This window comes from Yoonia sp. BS5-3 (genome assembly GCF_038069655.2).
Taxonomy (GTDB): Bacteria; Pseudomonadota; Alphaproteobacteria; order Rhodobacterales; family Rhodobacteraceae; genus Yoonia; species Yoonia phaeophyticola.
Genome location: NZ_CP150951.2, coordinates 803,710 through 817,424, shown reverse-complemented (window position 1 = coordinate 817,424; position 13,715 = coordinate 803,710). Strand labels below are relative to the sequence as shown.

At 56.4% G+C, this 13,715-nt stretch carries 16 protein-coding genes; 11 read left to right on the top strand and 5 right to left on the bottom strand.

What is annotated here, in order from left to right; genetic code table 11:
• Positions 1 to 113: 113 nt before the first annotated feature.
• The gene (locus AABB29_RS04235; protein WP_341368133.1) at positions 114 to 860 is read left to right on the top strand and encodes an Lpg1974 family pore-forming outer membrane protein; all 747 of its coding nucleotides are present in this window, start codon (positions 114 to 116) and stop codon (positions 858 to 860) included.
• A gap of 65 nt (positions 861 to 925) precedes the next feature.
• Here AABB29_RS04235 and AABB29_RS04230 read toward each other — a convergent pair whose 3' ends face one another.
• The 4 genes from AABB29_RS04230 to AABB29_RS04215 form a co-directional block, all read right to left on the bottom strand.
• On the bottom strand, positions 926 to 1,570 hold the full coding sequence (locus AABB29_RS04230; RefSeq protein ID WP_341368134.1) for a DsbA family oxidoreductase: 645 nt from the start codon (positions 1,568 to 1,570) through the stop codon (positions 926 to 928).
• Between the two features lie 99 nt (positions 1,571 to 1,669).
• Complete coding sequence (locus tag AABB29_RS04225) at positions 1,670 to 2,872, bottom strand: hypothetical protein (RefSeq protein ID WP_341368135.1); 1,203 nt, start codon at positions 2,870 to 2,872, stop codon at positions 1,670 to 1,672.
• A 58-nt stretch (positions 2,873 to 2,930) separates the two neighbouring features.
• Positions 2,931 to 4,124, bottom strand: a complete 1,194-nt coding sequence (locus AABB29_RS04220; RefSeq protein ID WP_373636790.1) for a winged helix-turn-helix domain-containing protein — start codon at positions 4,122 to 4,124, stop codon at positions 2,931 to 2,933.
• Entirely contained in the window at positions 4,121 to 4,564 is a 444-nt protein-coding gene (locus tag AABB29_RS04215; protein ID WP_341368136.1) for an ion channel, read from the bottom strand. The genes AABB29_RS04220 and AABB29_RS04215 overlap by 4 nt, the downstream gene beginning before the upstream one ends.
• 91 nt (positions 4,565 to 4,655) lie before the next feature.
• Here AABB29_RS04215 and AABB29_RS04210 point away from each other — a divergent pair, with 91 nt between their 5' ends.
• The 8 genes from AABB29_RS04210 (at position 4,656) to AABB29_RS04175 (ending at position 11,189) form a co-directional block, all read left to right on the top strand.
• Positions 4,656 to 5,015, top strand: coding sequence for an Imm8 family immunity protein (locus tag AABB29_RS04210; RefSeq protein ID WP_341368137.1), 360 nt, complete (start codon positions 4,656 to 4,658; stop codon positions 5,013 to 5,015).
• Positions 5,016 to 5,069: 54 nt separating this feature from the next.
• The gene (gene smpB, locus AABB29_RS04205; RefSeq protein ID WP_341368138.1) at positions 5,070 to 5,543 is read left to right on the top strand and encodes an SsrA-binding protein SmpB; all 474 of its coding nucleotides are present in this window, start codon (positions 5,070 to 5,072) and stop codon (positions 5,541 to 5,543) included.
• A gap of 121 nt (positions 5,544 to 5,664) precedes the next feature.
• Entirely contained in the window at positions 5,665 to 6,915 is a 1,251-nt protein-coding gene (egtB, locus tag AABB29_RS04200; RefSeq protein WP_341368139.1) for an ergothioneine biosynthesis protein EgtB, read from the top strand.
• 1 nt (position 6,916) lies between these two features.
• Positions 6,917 to 7,852: an L-histidine N(alpha)-methyltransferase gene (egtD, locus tag AABB29_RS04195; RefSeq protein ID WP_341368140.1), complete on the top strand. Its 936-nt coding sequence runs from the start codon at positions 6,917 to 6,919 to the stop codon at positions 7,850 to 7,852.
• A gap of 466 nt (positions 7,853 to 8,318) precedes the next feature.
• Positions 8,319 to 8,615, top strand: a complete 297-nt coding sequence (locus AABB29_RS04190; RefSeq protein ID WP_341368141.1) for a hypothetical protein — start codon at positions 8,319 to 8,321, stop codon at positions 8,613 to 8,615.
• 219 nt (positions 8,616 to 8,834) lie between these two features.
• Positions 8,835 to 9,701 carry a 3-mercaptopyruvate sulfurtransferase gene (sseA, locus tag AABB29_RS04185; protein WP_341368142.1) on the top strand — a complete coding sequence of 289 codons (867 nt, stop codon included), beginning with the start codon at positions 8,835 to 8,837 and terminating at the stop codon, positions 9,699 to 9,701.
• A complete protein-coding gene (locus tag AABB29_RS04180; RefSeq protein WP_373636789.1) occupies positions 9,701 to 10,885 on the top strand; it encodes an aromatic amino acid transaminase in 1,185 nt (394 codons plus the stop codon). The genes sseA and AABB29_RS04180 overlap by 1 nt, the downstream gene beginning before the upstream one ends.
• Before the next feature lie 37 nt (positions 10,886 to 10,922).
• Positions 10,923 to 11,189: a chorismate mutase gene (locus tag AABB29_RS04175; protein WP_341368143.1), complete on the top strand. Its 267-nt coding sequence runs from the start codon at positions 10,923 to 10,925 to the stop codon at positions 11,187 to 11,189.
• An 88-nt stretch (positions 11,190 to 11,277) separates the two neighbouring features.
• Here AABB29_RS04175 and AABB29_RS04170 read toward each other — a convergent pair whose 3' ends face one another.
• Positions 11,278 to 11,901: a hypothetical protein gene (locus AABB29_RS04170; RefSeq protein ID WP_341368144.1), complete on the bottom strand. Its 624-nt coding sequence runs from the start codon at positions 11,899 to 11,901 to the stop codon at positions 11,278 to 11,280.
• A gap of 156 nt (positions 11,902 to 12,057) precedes the next feature.
• Here AABB29_RS04170 and AABB29_RS04165 point away from each other — a divergent pair, with 156 nt between their 5' ends.
• Together AABB29_RS04165 and AABB29_RS04160 are read left to right on the top strand one after the other, a co-directional pair.
• The gene (locus tag AABB29_RS04165; protein ID WP_341368145.1) at positions 12,058 to 13,020 is read left to right on the top strand and encodes an acetyl-CoA carboxylase carboxyltransferase subunit alpha; all 963 of its coding nucleotides are present in this window, start codon (positions 12,058 to 12,060) and stop codon (positions 13,018 to 13,020) included.
• Positions 13,021 to 13,698: a M50 family metallopeptidase gene (locus AABB29_RS04160; RefSeq protein ID WP_341368146.1), complete on the top strand. Its 678-nt coding sequence runs from the start codon at positions 13,021 to 13,023 to the stop codon at positions 13,696 to 13,698.
• The last annotated feature ends 17 nt before the right edge of the window (positions 13,699 to 13,715 follow it).

The window sequence follows — 13,715 nt, the reverse complement described above, 5'->3', positions numbered from 1 at the left end:
ATCCTAGCCATCGTGCAATAGGTCGGAAATAGTCGAAAATTTGACACGTTCGAGCCGGACTGTTACCGGTGACCTTCGTAATTTGGCGTGTCGTTGTTAAAAAGGAAATTAATATGAAGTTCTTGACTGTTGGTGCTGGCGTTTTTGCAGGTTTGGTTGGTGGAACGGCGCTGCATGCACAAGGTGTAGAGCTTGGCATCGAAATGCCCTACCTGTCTGTTTTTGCCAATCACGGCGCGGGCGAAATCGATGGCGGTAATGCGTTTTTTGATGACCCGAATTCCGCAGCGGCATTTCGGATCACGGGCGAGTATGGTTTTGCAAACGGTGTCGGCGTCAGAAGTACATACTTTGAATTTGAAGGCGATTTTGAAACCGAAGGCGACATCTTTGACACTGCGTCTTTCGATGTCGAAGCCATTTTCGAACAACAACTTGGGTCAGCTAGTCTAGAGTTCTTCGGTGGTCTTCGGGCAGCAGAGTTGGAGTGGTCGGACGAGAATCAGGACATAGGCTTTGAGTTTGCGGGCGTCGGGCCGACATTCGGTACAGAGTTTAGCCAAAGCTTCGGTCAGAATTTTGGGTTCTCAATGAGCGGTCGCTACTCAGCACTTTTTGGGCAGATTGAAGCCTTAGCTGATGATGGTATCGCAGATAATGTTATGGTGCCAACATTTGATCTACGGATGGGGATGGATTATTCCTATGCTCTGTCGAACAGTGGCGCTATTGATGTTGGTTTCGGCATCGAAAGTAGAACGCATCTGAGTCTTAGCGGTAATGTGGACGATGAAATTGACCCCGAAGACGTTGATGTAACGATCGCTGGGCCCTATTTTCAAGCAGCATATAAATTCTAAGACCCGATCACCCGACCTTCCGGGGTAAGGTTATGCGATAAAATGAGCGCGCGTCAGCGCGCTCTTTAATTACTACTTTGCAATTGTCCCAATATCTGCGTGTAATTCTCAACACCTTGCGCACCTGTCACCAGATGCTGGCGGTCAAAAACAGCCGCTGGGACGCCGCGAATGCCCTGCTGCATCCAAAACCGTTCCTGTGCGCGGACAGTCTCGGCAAAGCGGCCATCTGCCAGAACGGTAAGGGCCTCGTCACGGTCAAACCCGGTCTCAGCGGCGATATCAGCCAGCACCTGCACATCAGATAGATCGCGGCGATGGGTGAAATGGGCGGTGAACAAGGCCATCTTCAGATCATGTTTGCGGTCCTGCTCACCCGCCCAATGCAGCAATTGATGCGTGGCAAAGGTGTTGTGCATGCGCATGTCATCGGCAAATTCAAAGCTAAAGCCCAGATCATCGCCCAGGGCCGTCATCTGGGCGCGGGCCTGATCAGATTGCTCCGGGGTGGAGCCATATTTCTCGGCCACATGTTCGCGCATGTTCTGTCCCTCTACGGGCATTTCGGGGTTCAGCTCAAACGGGTGCCAGTAGATTTCATGTGGGGTGTCGGTCTCGGCCAGGGCGCGGGCCAGTTGGCGATAGCCGATAATGCACCAGGGGCACATCACGTCTGAGATAATATCGATACGAAGCGGCTCTTGGGACATGGCAGGGTACTTTTTCGGTTAGCGCAGAAGAACTGCCATTCTGCGCTAACCGCAGGTGATTGCCAACGGTTCCCAGGGTATCACACGATGATGTGAGCGTTAGCGGGCCCCTGCCAGATCCATTTGCTTGAACCAGGTATTGTTCAGACGCCATAGGCCAAAGGCCAATGGGATCGCGGCCAGCCCGCCAATGACATAAGCCAGCGGCTGGTCATAAAAGCTTTCAAACATCTGGGTATAGGCATGAATGCCGCCAAAGGTCATGGCGGTATTGAATAGACCGCGGCGGTTTGTCATGGCTGACCAGATCGCCAAGGCGGCAAGCAGCACGGCCCAGATGACGGCATAGACATGCTCGCTGATCTCGAAAGCAGCGGCGCGATAGGCATCGCGGGCTTCGCTGTAGGCGGTGTAGTCGCCATCAAAATCGGCGGAACGCGGGGCGAACCAGCTATAACCGGGCATATCACCCCAGATACTACCAACCAGAAAACACAGATTTGCAATGATAAAGGCCATGATCATCAAGATACCGGCCTGCCGGGCGGCGGGGCCAGTCCACCGGCTTGCAGCCCATAGGCAGACGCCAATCAGGGCAGACATCTGCAAGATGCTGAATGTCGACTCAGGCGAATAGAACACATATGCGGCGGTGAAATAATAGGTTCCGGTATCCAGCATCTGGGCAAAGGGGACGATGGCGAGGGCCGTGACCAGACGAATGTCCAGGAACACACCGCAGGCGACAATCGCAGCAAAGACATAGAAATGGACCAAAGGCAGGGGCCAACCGCTGACACCGGTGTGACCAACGACAAAATAGACCCCGCAGACATGAAGAGCCGCAGCCATCAGCAACACAGCACCATAGGCAAAGCGCAGATGAGGCAAGGCTGTGTGGAAACGCCAGATACAGAAGGCGGCAATGGCAGCACCGACCCCGGTCATAGACCAACCAGCGATATCAGGGTATTTGTCGACCAGTTCAAGGCCGGTTCCAGCGATCAACATGCCTGCCCCGATCATGGCGCCAGCATTGCCAAACATGCGATAAAGCGGGGCGGCATGGCGCAGGATCAACAGACCGCCGACCAGAAACAGACCGCCGCAAACAGCAACGCTCAGCGCGGATCCCAGATAAAAGACCAGCCCCAGTGAGGCAGCCAAAATGCCAACAATCAGCAATGTGTTGACACAAAGGGCAACCATCGCCCCTCTTGCGCGGGATTTGATTTCATCGGCTTGCGCGTCGGTGATCACACCATCAGCAATCAGGCTTTCGGTTTCTGCGACATAATACATCGGGGTCTCCTCAAACGATGGGAAGACCAATAGCAAGAACATGAACAATGTTCAATATCTAATTACTGCGAAGCCAATCCGCTGCATAAATGACCTCATCGCAGCCGCCAAAATGGGCGGCGCGGTCTAGCTCTGTTTCCAATGCGCGCTGGCGGCCCGTTCCCATGCGGACGCCCGGTTCTGGCCAAAAGGCGCGAACCTCTAACCGTCCGTCTTCACGTTTCATATCGATCCGGCCGATCATGCGCGCACCTTCGATGACCGGAAAAACATAATAGCCATATTTGCGTTTCGGGGCGGGTACAAAAATCTCGATCCGGTAGTGAAACCCAAACAGACGCTCAGCGCGTTTGCGATCACGTAGCGCAGGATCAAAAGGGGATAGCAGGCGCAAACGGCCTGCCACCTCTGGAACGGGGTTATCCATTAGGTCGGGCCAGGCAAAAGAGCGGCGCAGCTTGCCGTCGACGCCTTCGACATCGACCGCCATGATCCGGCCCTCCGCTTGGGCCTTGGCGCACCACTCCTTCGCCTCAGCAGGGGTAACATGATCCCAAAACACGGCAAGCTCACCGCTGGTGGCAAACCCCAATCGGTCCAGCGCACCCGCACAACACCAGTCGATCGTCTCTGCTGGATGATGGCGGGCATTCAGATATTCGGGCGGGATCACCCGTTCGGTCAGGTCATAAACTTTGGTAAAGCCTTCGCGGCGGACGACCGACACCTGACCAGAGCGCCACAAATATTCCAGGGCCGTTTTCGACGGATGCCAGTCCCACCAACCGCCCTTACCGCGGGTCTCATCTGCGCCCACATCGCCCGAAGTGCACGCGCCCTCATCGGAAATACGGCGTAGAACGGCATCAATCTTGGCGGTGAAATCGCCGCGACGCCATTCCTTCCAACGTTGCTCCATGCGGACCGCATCGCGCTCAAAACGCAGGCGCCAATGGGGAAAACTCTCTATCGGGATTGTGGCGGCGTCATGGGTCCAATGCTCAAACAAGCGCCGGTCGCGATGCAGCAAATGCTGTAATGCTTTGGGGCGATATTGCTCGCGGCGGGACCATAAGATCAGATCATGGGCGCGGGCAAAGGTGTTCACGCTATCGAGCTGAACAAAGCCCAGATGATCGATAACCGCTTTCAGATCGGCGCCTTTGCCAGGGCCGGACGGGCGATCTGCTAAGCTATGGCGGGCCAAAAACACATGGCGGGCCTGGGCATTCGAAAGGACGGGAACATTCATGTGTCTTCCTCGGCCGATGCGATTTGATGCAATCGGACCTGACGCAGTGCCTCCACCAACAGGGCGGTGACCAAGCCGATATTCAGCAACCCGTTGACCGAAGCCATCCCGCTCAGCAGCCGCCATTCCTGCGGCAACAGCACATCGCCAAAACCCAGCGTGGTAAAGGCGACAAGCGCGAAGTAAACCGAGGCTTCCATGGTCTCAAACAGACCGAGCCCGCGCATGGTCAGTGCCCACAGCCATACAGCAATGGTCATTTGCATGATGATCCAAAGGGCGACAGCGCAAAGCACGACAATCAGCTTTGGGCGGTGGGGCGGACGGGCAAGCCACGGGCGAGCGCGAACAAAGGCGACCTCCAGCCACCAAAGGCTCACCCCGGCAATCACGATAGAGGCCAGCAAAAGCCCCGTGCCAATAGCGATTTGGATGAACATAAATAACCCCATTTGTTGTGGTAGTCAGCTTAGGCCCGGTTGCCCGCATGTTCCACCCGATCTATGATCAGACGGGAGGACAGTTAACGTTATGAAAAAAAGGATTATTCCCAACAAACCCCAGTTCGAAATCAAAGGTTACGATTCATCCGACGTTGCAGACCTAGAAATAGGCGTCAGGGATGACCCAGCCAGTTTCGCGGCATCATTCCAATTTTGTATTGGCGAGGTCGGCAAGGACGCTGCAGATGTGTTCGAAATTGTTGTCTGCTCTCATGATAAGGCAACCAGTGTCCAACGTCAGGGCGGCCCGTTAATCGCGATGCCAGTCATTGCTCCCAAAGCGGTCTACACATTTGTCGATGCATTGGTCGCACATGCGAACAAACTTGATGATCCGCTGGCCTATCTTATCTCAAAGTTGGCTTGGGAATTTGACGGGTATCGGTGATATCGCGCCAAGGTCCTTGTCTGGACGCCTGCGACCGACTATCTCCGGCGCATTATGGCCAAGAAACCCGAAAAGACAAATTACAAGGTCGTCGCCGAAAACCGGCGCGCGCGCTATGACTACGCGATCGAGGATGATCTGGAGGTCGGGATCGTCCTGATGGGCTCCGAGGTGAAATCCCTGCGCGTTGGCCAGTCAAATATCGCCGATAGCTATGCCAGTGTCGATGATGGGGAACTCTGGCTGACCAATGCCTATATTGCGCCCTATGACCGGGCGATGTTCACACATGAAGAGCGGCGCAAGCGCAAGCTGCTCTGCTCAAAACGCGAAGTGGCCAAGCTGTGGAACGCCACCAAACGCGAGGGGATGACCCTTGTGCCTTTGGTGATGTATTTCAACGACCGGGGTCTAGTGAAACTAAAAATCGCCACCGCCAAGGGTAAGAAAAACCACGACAAACGGCAGACCGAAGCCAAGCGTGACTGGGGCCGGCAAAAGCAACGGCTGCTGCGGCACGGGGATTAGGCACGCGGCGAAAGCCTGCCTCACAAACGTGATGCCAAGGTCGTGAATTTACTTCTTTGCCTGGCGGGCCATACCCTTGCGGCAACCTGGCATCTGGCCACATCGCGCAAGGAAGACCTGCATGACTGCCCCTTCGGCCCATCTCGCAACACAGCCTGATATCCTGAGGCTTTTCCGCGACGTGCGGGACAGAACAACCGCGCTTGTCAGCCCGCTATCCGAGGCGGACATGATGCTGCAATCAATGGAAGACGCCAGCCCGGCAAAATGGCATCTGGCCCATACGACCTGGTTTTTTGAGGAATTCATCCTCAAACTGCACGCGCCGTCCTACACATCGCCCGATGATCGGTTCGCCTTTTTGTTCAACTCTTACTACGTGCAAGCAGGGCCGCGGCACGCACGGGATAAACGGGGGATGGTCTCGCGGCCGGGCGTGGATGATGTCATGGCCTACCGGGCACATGTGGACAATGCGCTGACCGATCTGTTGGATCGGGATCGGGACGATCTGCATGGGCTTGTGGAACTGGGCTGCCACCACGAAATGCAGCATCAGGAACTTCTGGTGACCGACCTGTTGCATGGATTGTCCTACAACCCGCTGATGCCGGTCTATCGTGATCCCGAACCCATGCCAGTGGCCCGGGAAATTCCGCTGCAATTCAACGCGCATGCAGGCGGGCTGGTCCAGATCGGGCATGACGGGGACGGTTTCGCCTATGATTGTGAACAACCGCGACATCAGACCTATCTGGCGCCTTACCAGATCGCGAACCGGCCCGTGACAAGCCGCGATTGGATCGATTTTATTGAGGACGGCGGCTATGAAACGCCGACGTTGTGGCTGATGGACGGCTGGGCACGGCGCCAGCAAGAAGGCTGGGATGCCCCGCTATATTGGTGGCAGCAGGATGGCGATTGGTGGACCTTCACCTTACGCGGCCCGCAGCCCGTCAATCTGGACGCGCCAGTCGTGCATGTCAGCTATTATGAGGCAGAGGCTTTCGCGCGCTGGGCGGGGGCGCGGCTCCCAACCGAGGCGGAATGGGAATGCGCAGCAAGGCCTCATGAGATTACCGGGAATTTTCTGGATGATGGGGCTTTGCGGCCATTGCCACGGGCCGACCTGGGGAATTTTTGGGGGGATGTCTGGGAATGGACGCAAAGCCCGTTCACCCCCTATCCGGGGTTTCGGGCGCCCGAGGGGGCGCTCGGCGAATATAATGGCAAGTTCATGATCAATCAGATGGTGCTGCGCGGGGGCTCTTGTGCGACACCGCTTGCGCAGATGCGCGAAAGCTACCGGACCTTCTTTTACCCGCATCAGCGCTGGCAAATGCTGGGCCTGCGTCTGGCCAGGGATCACTGATATGGACAAGCCCGTTATCGAAGATAAAACGCTCTATCGCGAAGCGCTTGCCGGGCTGCAAGGCAGCCCCAAGACATTGCAAAGCAAATGGTTCTATGACCGGACGGGCAGCGATCTGTTTGAGCAGATCACGACACTGCCTGAATATTACCCCACACGGACCGAAACCGCGATATTGCGCGAACAGGCAGGGGCCTTGGCAGCCTATGTGCAACCTGGCGCCGCACTGGTTGAACTGGGCTCGGGTGCTAGTACCAAAACGCGGATTCTCCTGGATCATTTTGATCGGCTGTCCGCCTATGTGCCGGTCGATATCTCAGGCGATTTCCTACAGCAAACAGCGCAAGGCCTGGCGCGCGATTATCCGCAATTTCAGATCATCCCGGTTGAGGGTGACTTCATGGGCGAGGTCAGCTTGCCCGCCGCGCTGGGCGGCGTTCCGAAACTTGCGTTTTTCCCCGGATCAACCTTGGGCAATCTCGATCCGGACGCGGCGACTGACCTGCTGGCGCGGGTGCGGCGGTGGGATACGATCAGCGCGTTTATCATTGGGATCGATCTGGTCAAAGACACCGATATGCTGATCGCGGCATATGATGATGCCGCCGGGGTGACAGCGGCGTTCAACCTCAACATCCTCAAACGGCTGAACCGGGATATCGGGGCCGATTTTGATCTCGCGCAATTTGTGCATGCCGCGCGTTGGAACGCGGCCGAAAGCCGGATCGAAATGCATCTTGTGAGCAAAATCGCGCAAACTGTGATGATCGGCGGCCAGCAGATCCGCTTTGCCGAAGGGGAAAGCATCCACACTGAAAACTGCCGCAAATATACGGCGGACAGCTTTCGGGCGATGGCAGCGAAGGCCGGATGGCAATTGGATAGCTTCCATACAGACAAAGGCCGGCTATTCGGGGTCTGTGCGCTGGTTCCATGATGTAAATGCGATCCGCCCTTACCGGTGTGGTGGTGCAAGAGCGCTCAAAACCTGCTAGTACGACGGTTGTGGCGATTGTCTTGTCGGGTCAAGTCGTTCGCGGTATAGTTGGCGGTGAAAGCGCACAGCCAGGTCCGTGGCCCTGGATCGCCCCAGCCCTAGATTTTTGTGACTTTCCTTCGTGGGCGTATCCTTTCTGGATAAAAGCAAAAGGCCGATGCGGCAAATGTCTCTGGCGTAGAGGTCGCCGCTGCAATCGATGCGCCGCTCGCATACTGCAGCGTCTGAGAGCAAGCCGTACGCGTTCCCAAAACGATATTGGTGCGCGAACTACCGTGACAGAGCCGTGCCTTTCGAACAAATACTTGTGATTAAATATTAGGCGCTCTACAAATTTTGTTAAGCGCAGTTTCGGATCGCACTGACGCGGACAAAAACAAGATCCAACAAACGGGAGGGACAACCCATGGAACAACTTATCATCCAGCTAGTATCAGGTGCTGTTGGGGGGAATATCGCGGGCGGTGTTTTGAAAAACCTATCGCTGGGCACATTGGGCAATTCGCTTGCCGGGATTGTCGGCGGGGGCGTCGGCGGACAGATCCTGGGGATGCTGACGGGCGGGGCGGTCGCAGGGGCTGATGTGGCCACCGGCGGTGGGCTTGATATTGGCAGTATCCTAACACAGGTCGCAGGCGGCGGCGTCGGCGGCGGTGTCGGGCTCGCGATTGTCGGGGTCATCAAGAACATGATGTCGAAATAAGCATATTGGAATGCCTCCGGTTCCGGGGGCATTCCACCATCTGTGTACATACAGGTTCTGTACAACCTATGTACGCTGTCTGTACGGTGCCAAACAATGACGCAACGGTGGGCGCAAATTTAGCTAAATTTGCGGTTGGCCCACTCAGCGCCACCTCTTCCCTTGTCTGGAAACGGCACACAAGTTAGCTCTATAGCGATTTTGAAAAAGGGGCGCGTGATGACACCTCCCAATACGGATGACCCGCACACACTGGTCAGCACCGCATGGCTTGCAAGCCATCTGAATGATGCAGATCTGCGCATTTTGGACGCGTCATGGTATCTGCCAGGCACCGATCGTGATGCAAAATCCGAATTCGAACAAAGCCACATCCCCGGCGCCCGTTTCTTTGATATTGATGAAATTAGCGACGGCCGGTCCGACCTTCCGCATATGGCCCCCCCGCCCGAAAAATTTGCGTCACGGATGCGGGCCATGGGCGTTGGCGACGGGCATCAGGTGATTGTCTATGACGGGTCTGGGCTGTTTTCGGCAGCACGTGTTTGGTGGTTGTTCAAACTGATGGGCCATCACAGTGTCGCGGTGCTGGATGGCGGGCTGCCCAAATGGGTCGCGGATGGGCATAAGACCAAAACCAATCCGGCGCTGATCCGTGACAAGCATATGACCCCGCAGCCCGAGCCTTTCCGAGTGCGTGATGTCACGCAGGTCGCGCGGGCTGCGAAACTGGGCGACCACAGCATCATCGATGCCCGCGCACCCGCGCGTTTCAAAGGCGAAACGGACGAGCCGCGCGAAGGGCTGCGCGCGGGTCATATCCCGGGTTCCAAAAACGTCTTTTACCAAACCCTTCTGAACGCGGACGGCACGATGAAGGCGACAACTGTGTTGCGCACCATCTTCAAGGAGGCGGGCGTTGATCTGAGCAAACCGGCCATCACAACCTGCGGGTCCGGTGTGACGGCGGCAATCCTGTCATTAGCCCTTGAAAGGATCGGAAAAACCGATCATGCGCTCTATGACGGCTCATGGTCCGAGTGGGGCATGTATGCCGACCTACCTATCGCGACCGGAGCCACCTGATGCTGGAAAATCTCACCGCCCAACCTGCTGACAAAATCCTTGCCTTGATGGCAAAATTCAAGACCGACCCACGCAGCGACAAGATTGATCTGGGCGTTGGTGTCTATAAGGATGCAAGTGGGACCACGCCGGTGATGCGGGCCGTGAAAGAGGCCGAAAGACGCATTCTGGCGGATCAATCGACCAAGGCCTATACTGGCCTGGCGGGGGATCCGGCCTTCGGGGCGGCGATGCGCGATCTGGTGCTGGCCGACAGTGTTCCGACCGAACGCGTCGCGGCTGTTGCGACCCCTGGCGGCACCGGGGCGATCCGGCAGGCGCTTGAGCTGATCAAGCTTGCAGCCCCCAAAGCAACCATCTGGCTGTCTAACCCGACATGGCCCAATCATCCGTCAATCGTGAAATACCTTGGGATGCCGATGGCCGAATATCGCTATTTCGATCAGGTCACGCGGGGCGTTGATTTCGCAGGGATGCTGACCGATCTGGAAACAGTGGCGGCCGGGGACGTGGTGTTGCTTCATGGCTGTTGCCACAACCCGACCGGGGCAAACCTGACCTATGATCAGATGTCGCAAGTTATTGGGATCATGCAGAAAAAAGGTGCAGTGCCGCTGGTCGATATTGCTTATCAAGGCTTTGGTGACGGGCTCGAGAAAGACGCCCAGATCACCCGTCTGATCGCCCGCAGCTTTGAAAACTGTTTGATTGCGGCAAGCTGCTCAAAGAATTTTGGTGTCTACCGAGAACGGACTGGCATTCTGATGGCCGTTGCTAAAGATCCGGACCAGCAGGCGCTGACCCAGCAAACACTGGCATTCCTGAACCGGCAGAACTATTCTTTTCCGCCCGACCATGGCGCGCGCGTTGTAACAACTATCCTGACCGACCCCGATCTGCGGGCCGATTGGGAGGACGAACTGGAAGAAACGCGCAAGACCATGTTGGTTCTGCGCCAGCAACTGGCTGACGAGCTGAAGCGGCTGACAAATTCAGATCGGTTTGATTTTCTGGCCGATCATCGGGGCATGTTCAGCCGCCTCGGGACAACCCCAGAATTGGTTGAGAAACTGCGCGAAGATCACGGCATTTACATGGTAGGTGACAGCCGGATGAACATCGCCGGTCTGAATGCCGAAACGGTGCCTATTCTTGCAAAAGCTATCGTCAGCGCGGGCATCTAACCGGGTGCCGCGCCTTCTGCCTGAGCAGTGCAATTCAATGGCATCTCTGCGGGTGCAAATTGATGCGCTTGACGCGGAACTGATTGCAGGGCTAGCCGAACGCGCTGGGTATATCGACCGCGCGATCACGCTGAAGGAACAAGAAAACCTGCCCGCCCGCATTGAAAGCCGGGTGGAAGAGGTGATCGCCAATGTCCGAGATGAGGCCAGTGCGGCCGGATTAGATCCGGCGCTGGCCGAACTGCTATGGCGACAGCTGATTGAATGGTCAATCGCACGCGAAGCGCGACATATTCCCGAATAGACCGTACTAGGTTCGATATTCGAGATTTTGCATCGGGGCCACTGCGCGGCCCCGATGCATCTTGCGCCGCACAAGCGGCGCTAAGGCTTTAGTAGTCCCGCAGCGACACGATGCCCGCGTCACAGAAGCGGCTGCAGTCAGATGCGTCTGCGCCGATGTAATCGGGGCTCACGCTTGAGGCCATGCCGAGGCCTTCGAAACGCGCATCATCGCATTCGTCATCATTGGCGTAGTCGCCCGAGTCGTCGCCGAAATCGATGGCAGAGCACTGAGTTGCTGCCAAAGAGTCTTGCATCGACCATGCAATCAGCGCGCCGCTTTCAACACCGTCACGGCAATCAGACGCATCGCGACCGACGTCTTCGTTGTTCAGAATGGAGTGCATAGTGCTACCAATGAAGCGGCGGTCGTCGCATTCGCCGTCATTGGCCCATTCGCTGCTGTCATCACCATAGTTGATTTCTTGCGCGCCAGCCTCGGCGCGCAATGTCAATTGGCCAGCCTCAAAGCCTTTTCTGCAATCGGTTGCGTCGGCGCGGATGTCATCGTTTAGCAGGGGCGGGCTCGCCATCGCTGATCCCTCGAAACGAGGATCATCACATTCACCGTCATTCGCCCAGCTGCTGCTGTCATCGCCAAAATCGATGGATTGCGCTAAAACCGGTTGTGCCGCAAACAGTGCTGCAGCACTGACAAGGCTGAGAATTCGCATTTTGTGTTCCTATTCATGCGTTACGTAGTGTAAGCCCGTGTCTCTTACTTTCTCACCCATTGCAAACAAGTAATAATGTAACATCGGCAAGCCGTTGCCATCGGACCTGCCTTGGGCCATATATTCGCATAGTTCGTGTAAAGGGCCAGCTGACCGATGACGCAATATCTCGACTTTGAAAAACCCCTCGCTGAGATTGAAGGCAAGGCTGAAGAGCTGCGAGCCATGGCCCGCGATAATCCTGAAATGGATATCGAAAAGGAATCGAAAGCCTTGGACAAAAAGGCCAAGGATTTGCTCAAATCGCTCTATGCAGATCTGAGCCCCTGGCGTAAATGCCAGGTGGCCCGCCATCCTGACCGTCCGCATTGCCAAGACTATATCGACGCGCTGTTCACCGAATATACGCCGCTTGCTGGGGATCGGAACTTTGCGGATGATCACGCCGTCATGGGGGGTATGGCCCGCCTGGAAGGTGTGCCTGTCATGGTGATTGGCCACGAGAAAGGCAATGATACCAAGTCGCGGATTGAACGGAATTTCGGTATGGCCCGGCCCGAAGGCTATCGTAAGGCAATCCGTTTGATGGACCTGGCCAATCGGTTCAATCTGCCCGTGATCACGCTGGTCGACACCCCTGGTGCCTATCCTGGCAAAGGTGCCGAAGAGCGCGGCCAATCCGAAGCGATTGCCCGTTCAACAGAGAAGTGCCTAGAGCTGAAAGTACCGCTGATCAGCGTTGTGATTGGCGAAGGCGGTTCTGGCGGGGCGGTGGCCTTTGCCACGGCGAACCGCGTCGCGATGCTGGAAAATTCCATCTATTCGGTGATCAGTCCCGAAGGCTGTGCTTCTATCTTGTGGAAGGATGCTGATAAGATGCGCGAGGCGGCCGAGGCCTTGCGTCTGACACCCAAAGACCTGAACGAAATTGGCGTCTGCGACCGGATCATTGATGAGCCGATGGGCGGCGCGCATCGTGATCGTGATGCGGCCATTGCCGCAGTCGGCGCGGCGCTTGTGTCGATGCTGAACGAGTTGCGCGAGCTGTCGGGTGAAAAGCTGCGCAGTGATCGCCGTAGCAAGTATCTGGCGCTTGGCGCAAAGGGACTTGCTGCCTAGGTGGCCCATCTGAAAGGGCATTGGCAGCTTTTGCTGCTGACTGTGCTGGTCTTCGCCCTTTGGCAGACCCCGGTCGTCGTGCCTTTGAAAATCCTGATCGTGTTCTTTCACGAAGCATCCCATGCTATCGCGACCCTTCTGACTGGCGGTGAGGTGATCAGCGTTAGCGTTTCCGCTGACCAAGGCGGTATGGTCTGGAGCCGGGGTGGCAGCCGTTTCATCACTTTAACCGCCGGTTATTTGGGATCACTTTTGATCGGTGTCGGTCTACTGGTCGCAGCCACGCGGACCCGGGCGGATCGCGCGATTATGGCTGGATGCGGTGTGATCACACTGGCCATTGCAGCGTTTTACATCAGGGATGTTTTTGCGCTTGGCTTTACGGTTGGCACCGGTGCGGCGATGCTTTTGATGGCTCGCTTTTTCGGACATGCGCCCAATGACATGGCTTTGCGTGTGATGGGGCTGGCGAGCATGATCTATGTTCCCTACGATATCTTCAGCGATACGATAGCCCGGTCCGAATTGCGGTCTGATGCGCGCATGTTGGCGGAAGAATTTGGCGGCACGACCACGCTATGGGGCGGGCTGTGGTTGGTGTTAAGCGTGATCGTCATCGGCTGGTGCCTGCGTTACGGGCTCGGCCGATCAAGCAATCTGGATTTTAGACAGCAATAGGCGAAAGGATTATGGCC

Bases quoted from the DNA above. Each gene is read 5' to 3' on its own strand.
- AABB29_RS04175 (WP_341368143.1), top strand. From the start codon at position 10,923: ATGGCATCTCTGCGGGTGCAAATTGATGCGCTTGACGCGGAACTGATT.
- AABB29_RS04220 (WP_373636790.1), bottom strand. From the start codon at position 4,124: ATGAATGTTCCCGTCCTTTCGAATGCCCAGGCCCGCCATGTGTTTTTG.
- AABB29_RS04170 (WP_341368144.1), bottom strand. From the start codon at position 11,901: ATGCGAATTCTCAGCCTTGTCAGTGCTGCAGCACTGTTTGCGGCACAA.
- sseA (WP_341368142.1), top strand. From the start codon at position 8,835: ATGACACCTCCCAATACGGATGACCCGCACACACTGGTCAGCACCGCA.
- AABB29_RS04190 (WP_341368141.1), top strand. From the start codon at position 8,319: ATGGAACAACTTATCATCCAGCTAGTATCAGGTGCTGTTGGGGGGAAT.
- AABB29_RS04230 (WP_341368134.1), bottom strand. From the start codon at position 1,570: ATGTCCCAAGAGCCGCTTCGTATCGATATTATCTCAGACGTGATGTGC.
- egtB (WP_341368139.1), top strand. From the start codon at position 5,665: ATGACTGCCCCTTCGGCCCATCTCGCAACACAGCCTGATATCCTGAGG.
- AABB29_RS04165 (WP_341368145.1), top strand. From the start codon at position 12,058: ATGACGCAATATCTCGACTTTGAAAAACCCCTCGCTGAGATTGAAGGC.
- egtD (WP_341368140.1), top strand. From the start codon at position 6,917: ATGGACAAGCCCGTTATCGAAGATAAAACGCTCTATCGCGAAGCGCTT.
- AABB29_RS04235 (WP_341368133.1), top strand. From the start codon at position 114: ATGAAGTTCTTGACTGTTGGTGCTGGCGTTTTTGCAGGTTTGGTTGGT.
- AABB29_RS04210 (WP_341368137.1), top strand. From the start codon at position 4,656: ATGAAAAAAAGGATTATTCCCAACAAACCCCAGTTCGAAATCAAAGGT.
- AABB29_RS04225 (WP_341368135.1), bottom strand. From the start codon at position 2,872: ATGTATTATGTCGCAGAAACCGAAAGCCTGATTGCTGATGGTGTGATC.
- AABB29_RS04180 (WP_373636789.1), top strand. From the start codon at position 9,701: ATGCTGGAAAATCTCACCGCCCAACCTGCTGACAAAATCCTTGCCTTG.
- AABB29_RS04215 (WP_341368136.1), bottom strand. From the start codon at position 4,564: ATGTTCATCCAAATCGCTATTGGCACGGGGCTTTTGCTGGCCTCTATC.
- smpB (WP_341368138.1), top strand. From the start codon at position 5,070: ATGGCCAAGAAACCCGAAAAGACAAATTACAAGGTCGTCGCCGAAAAC.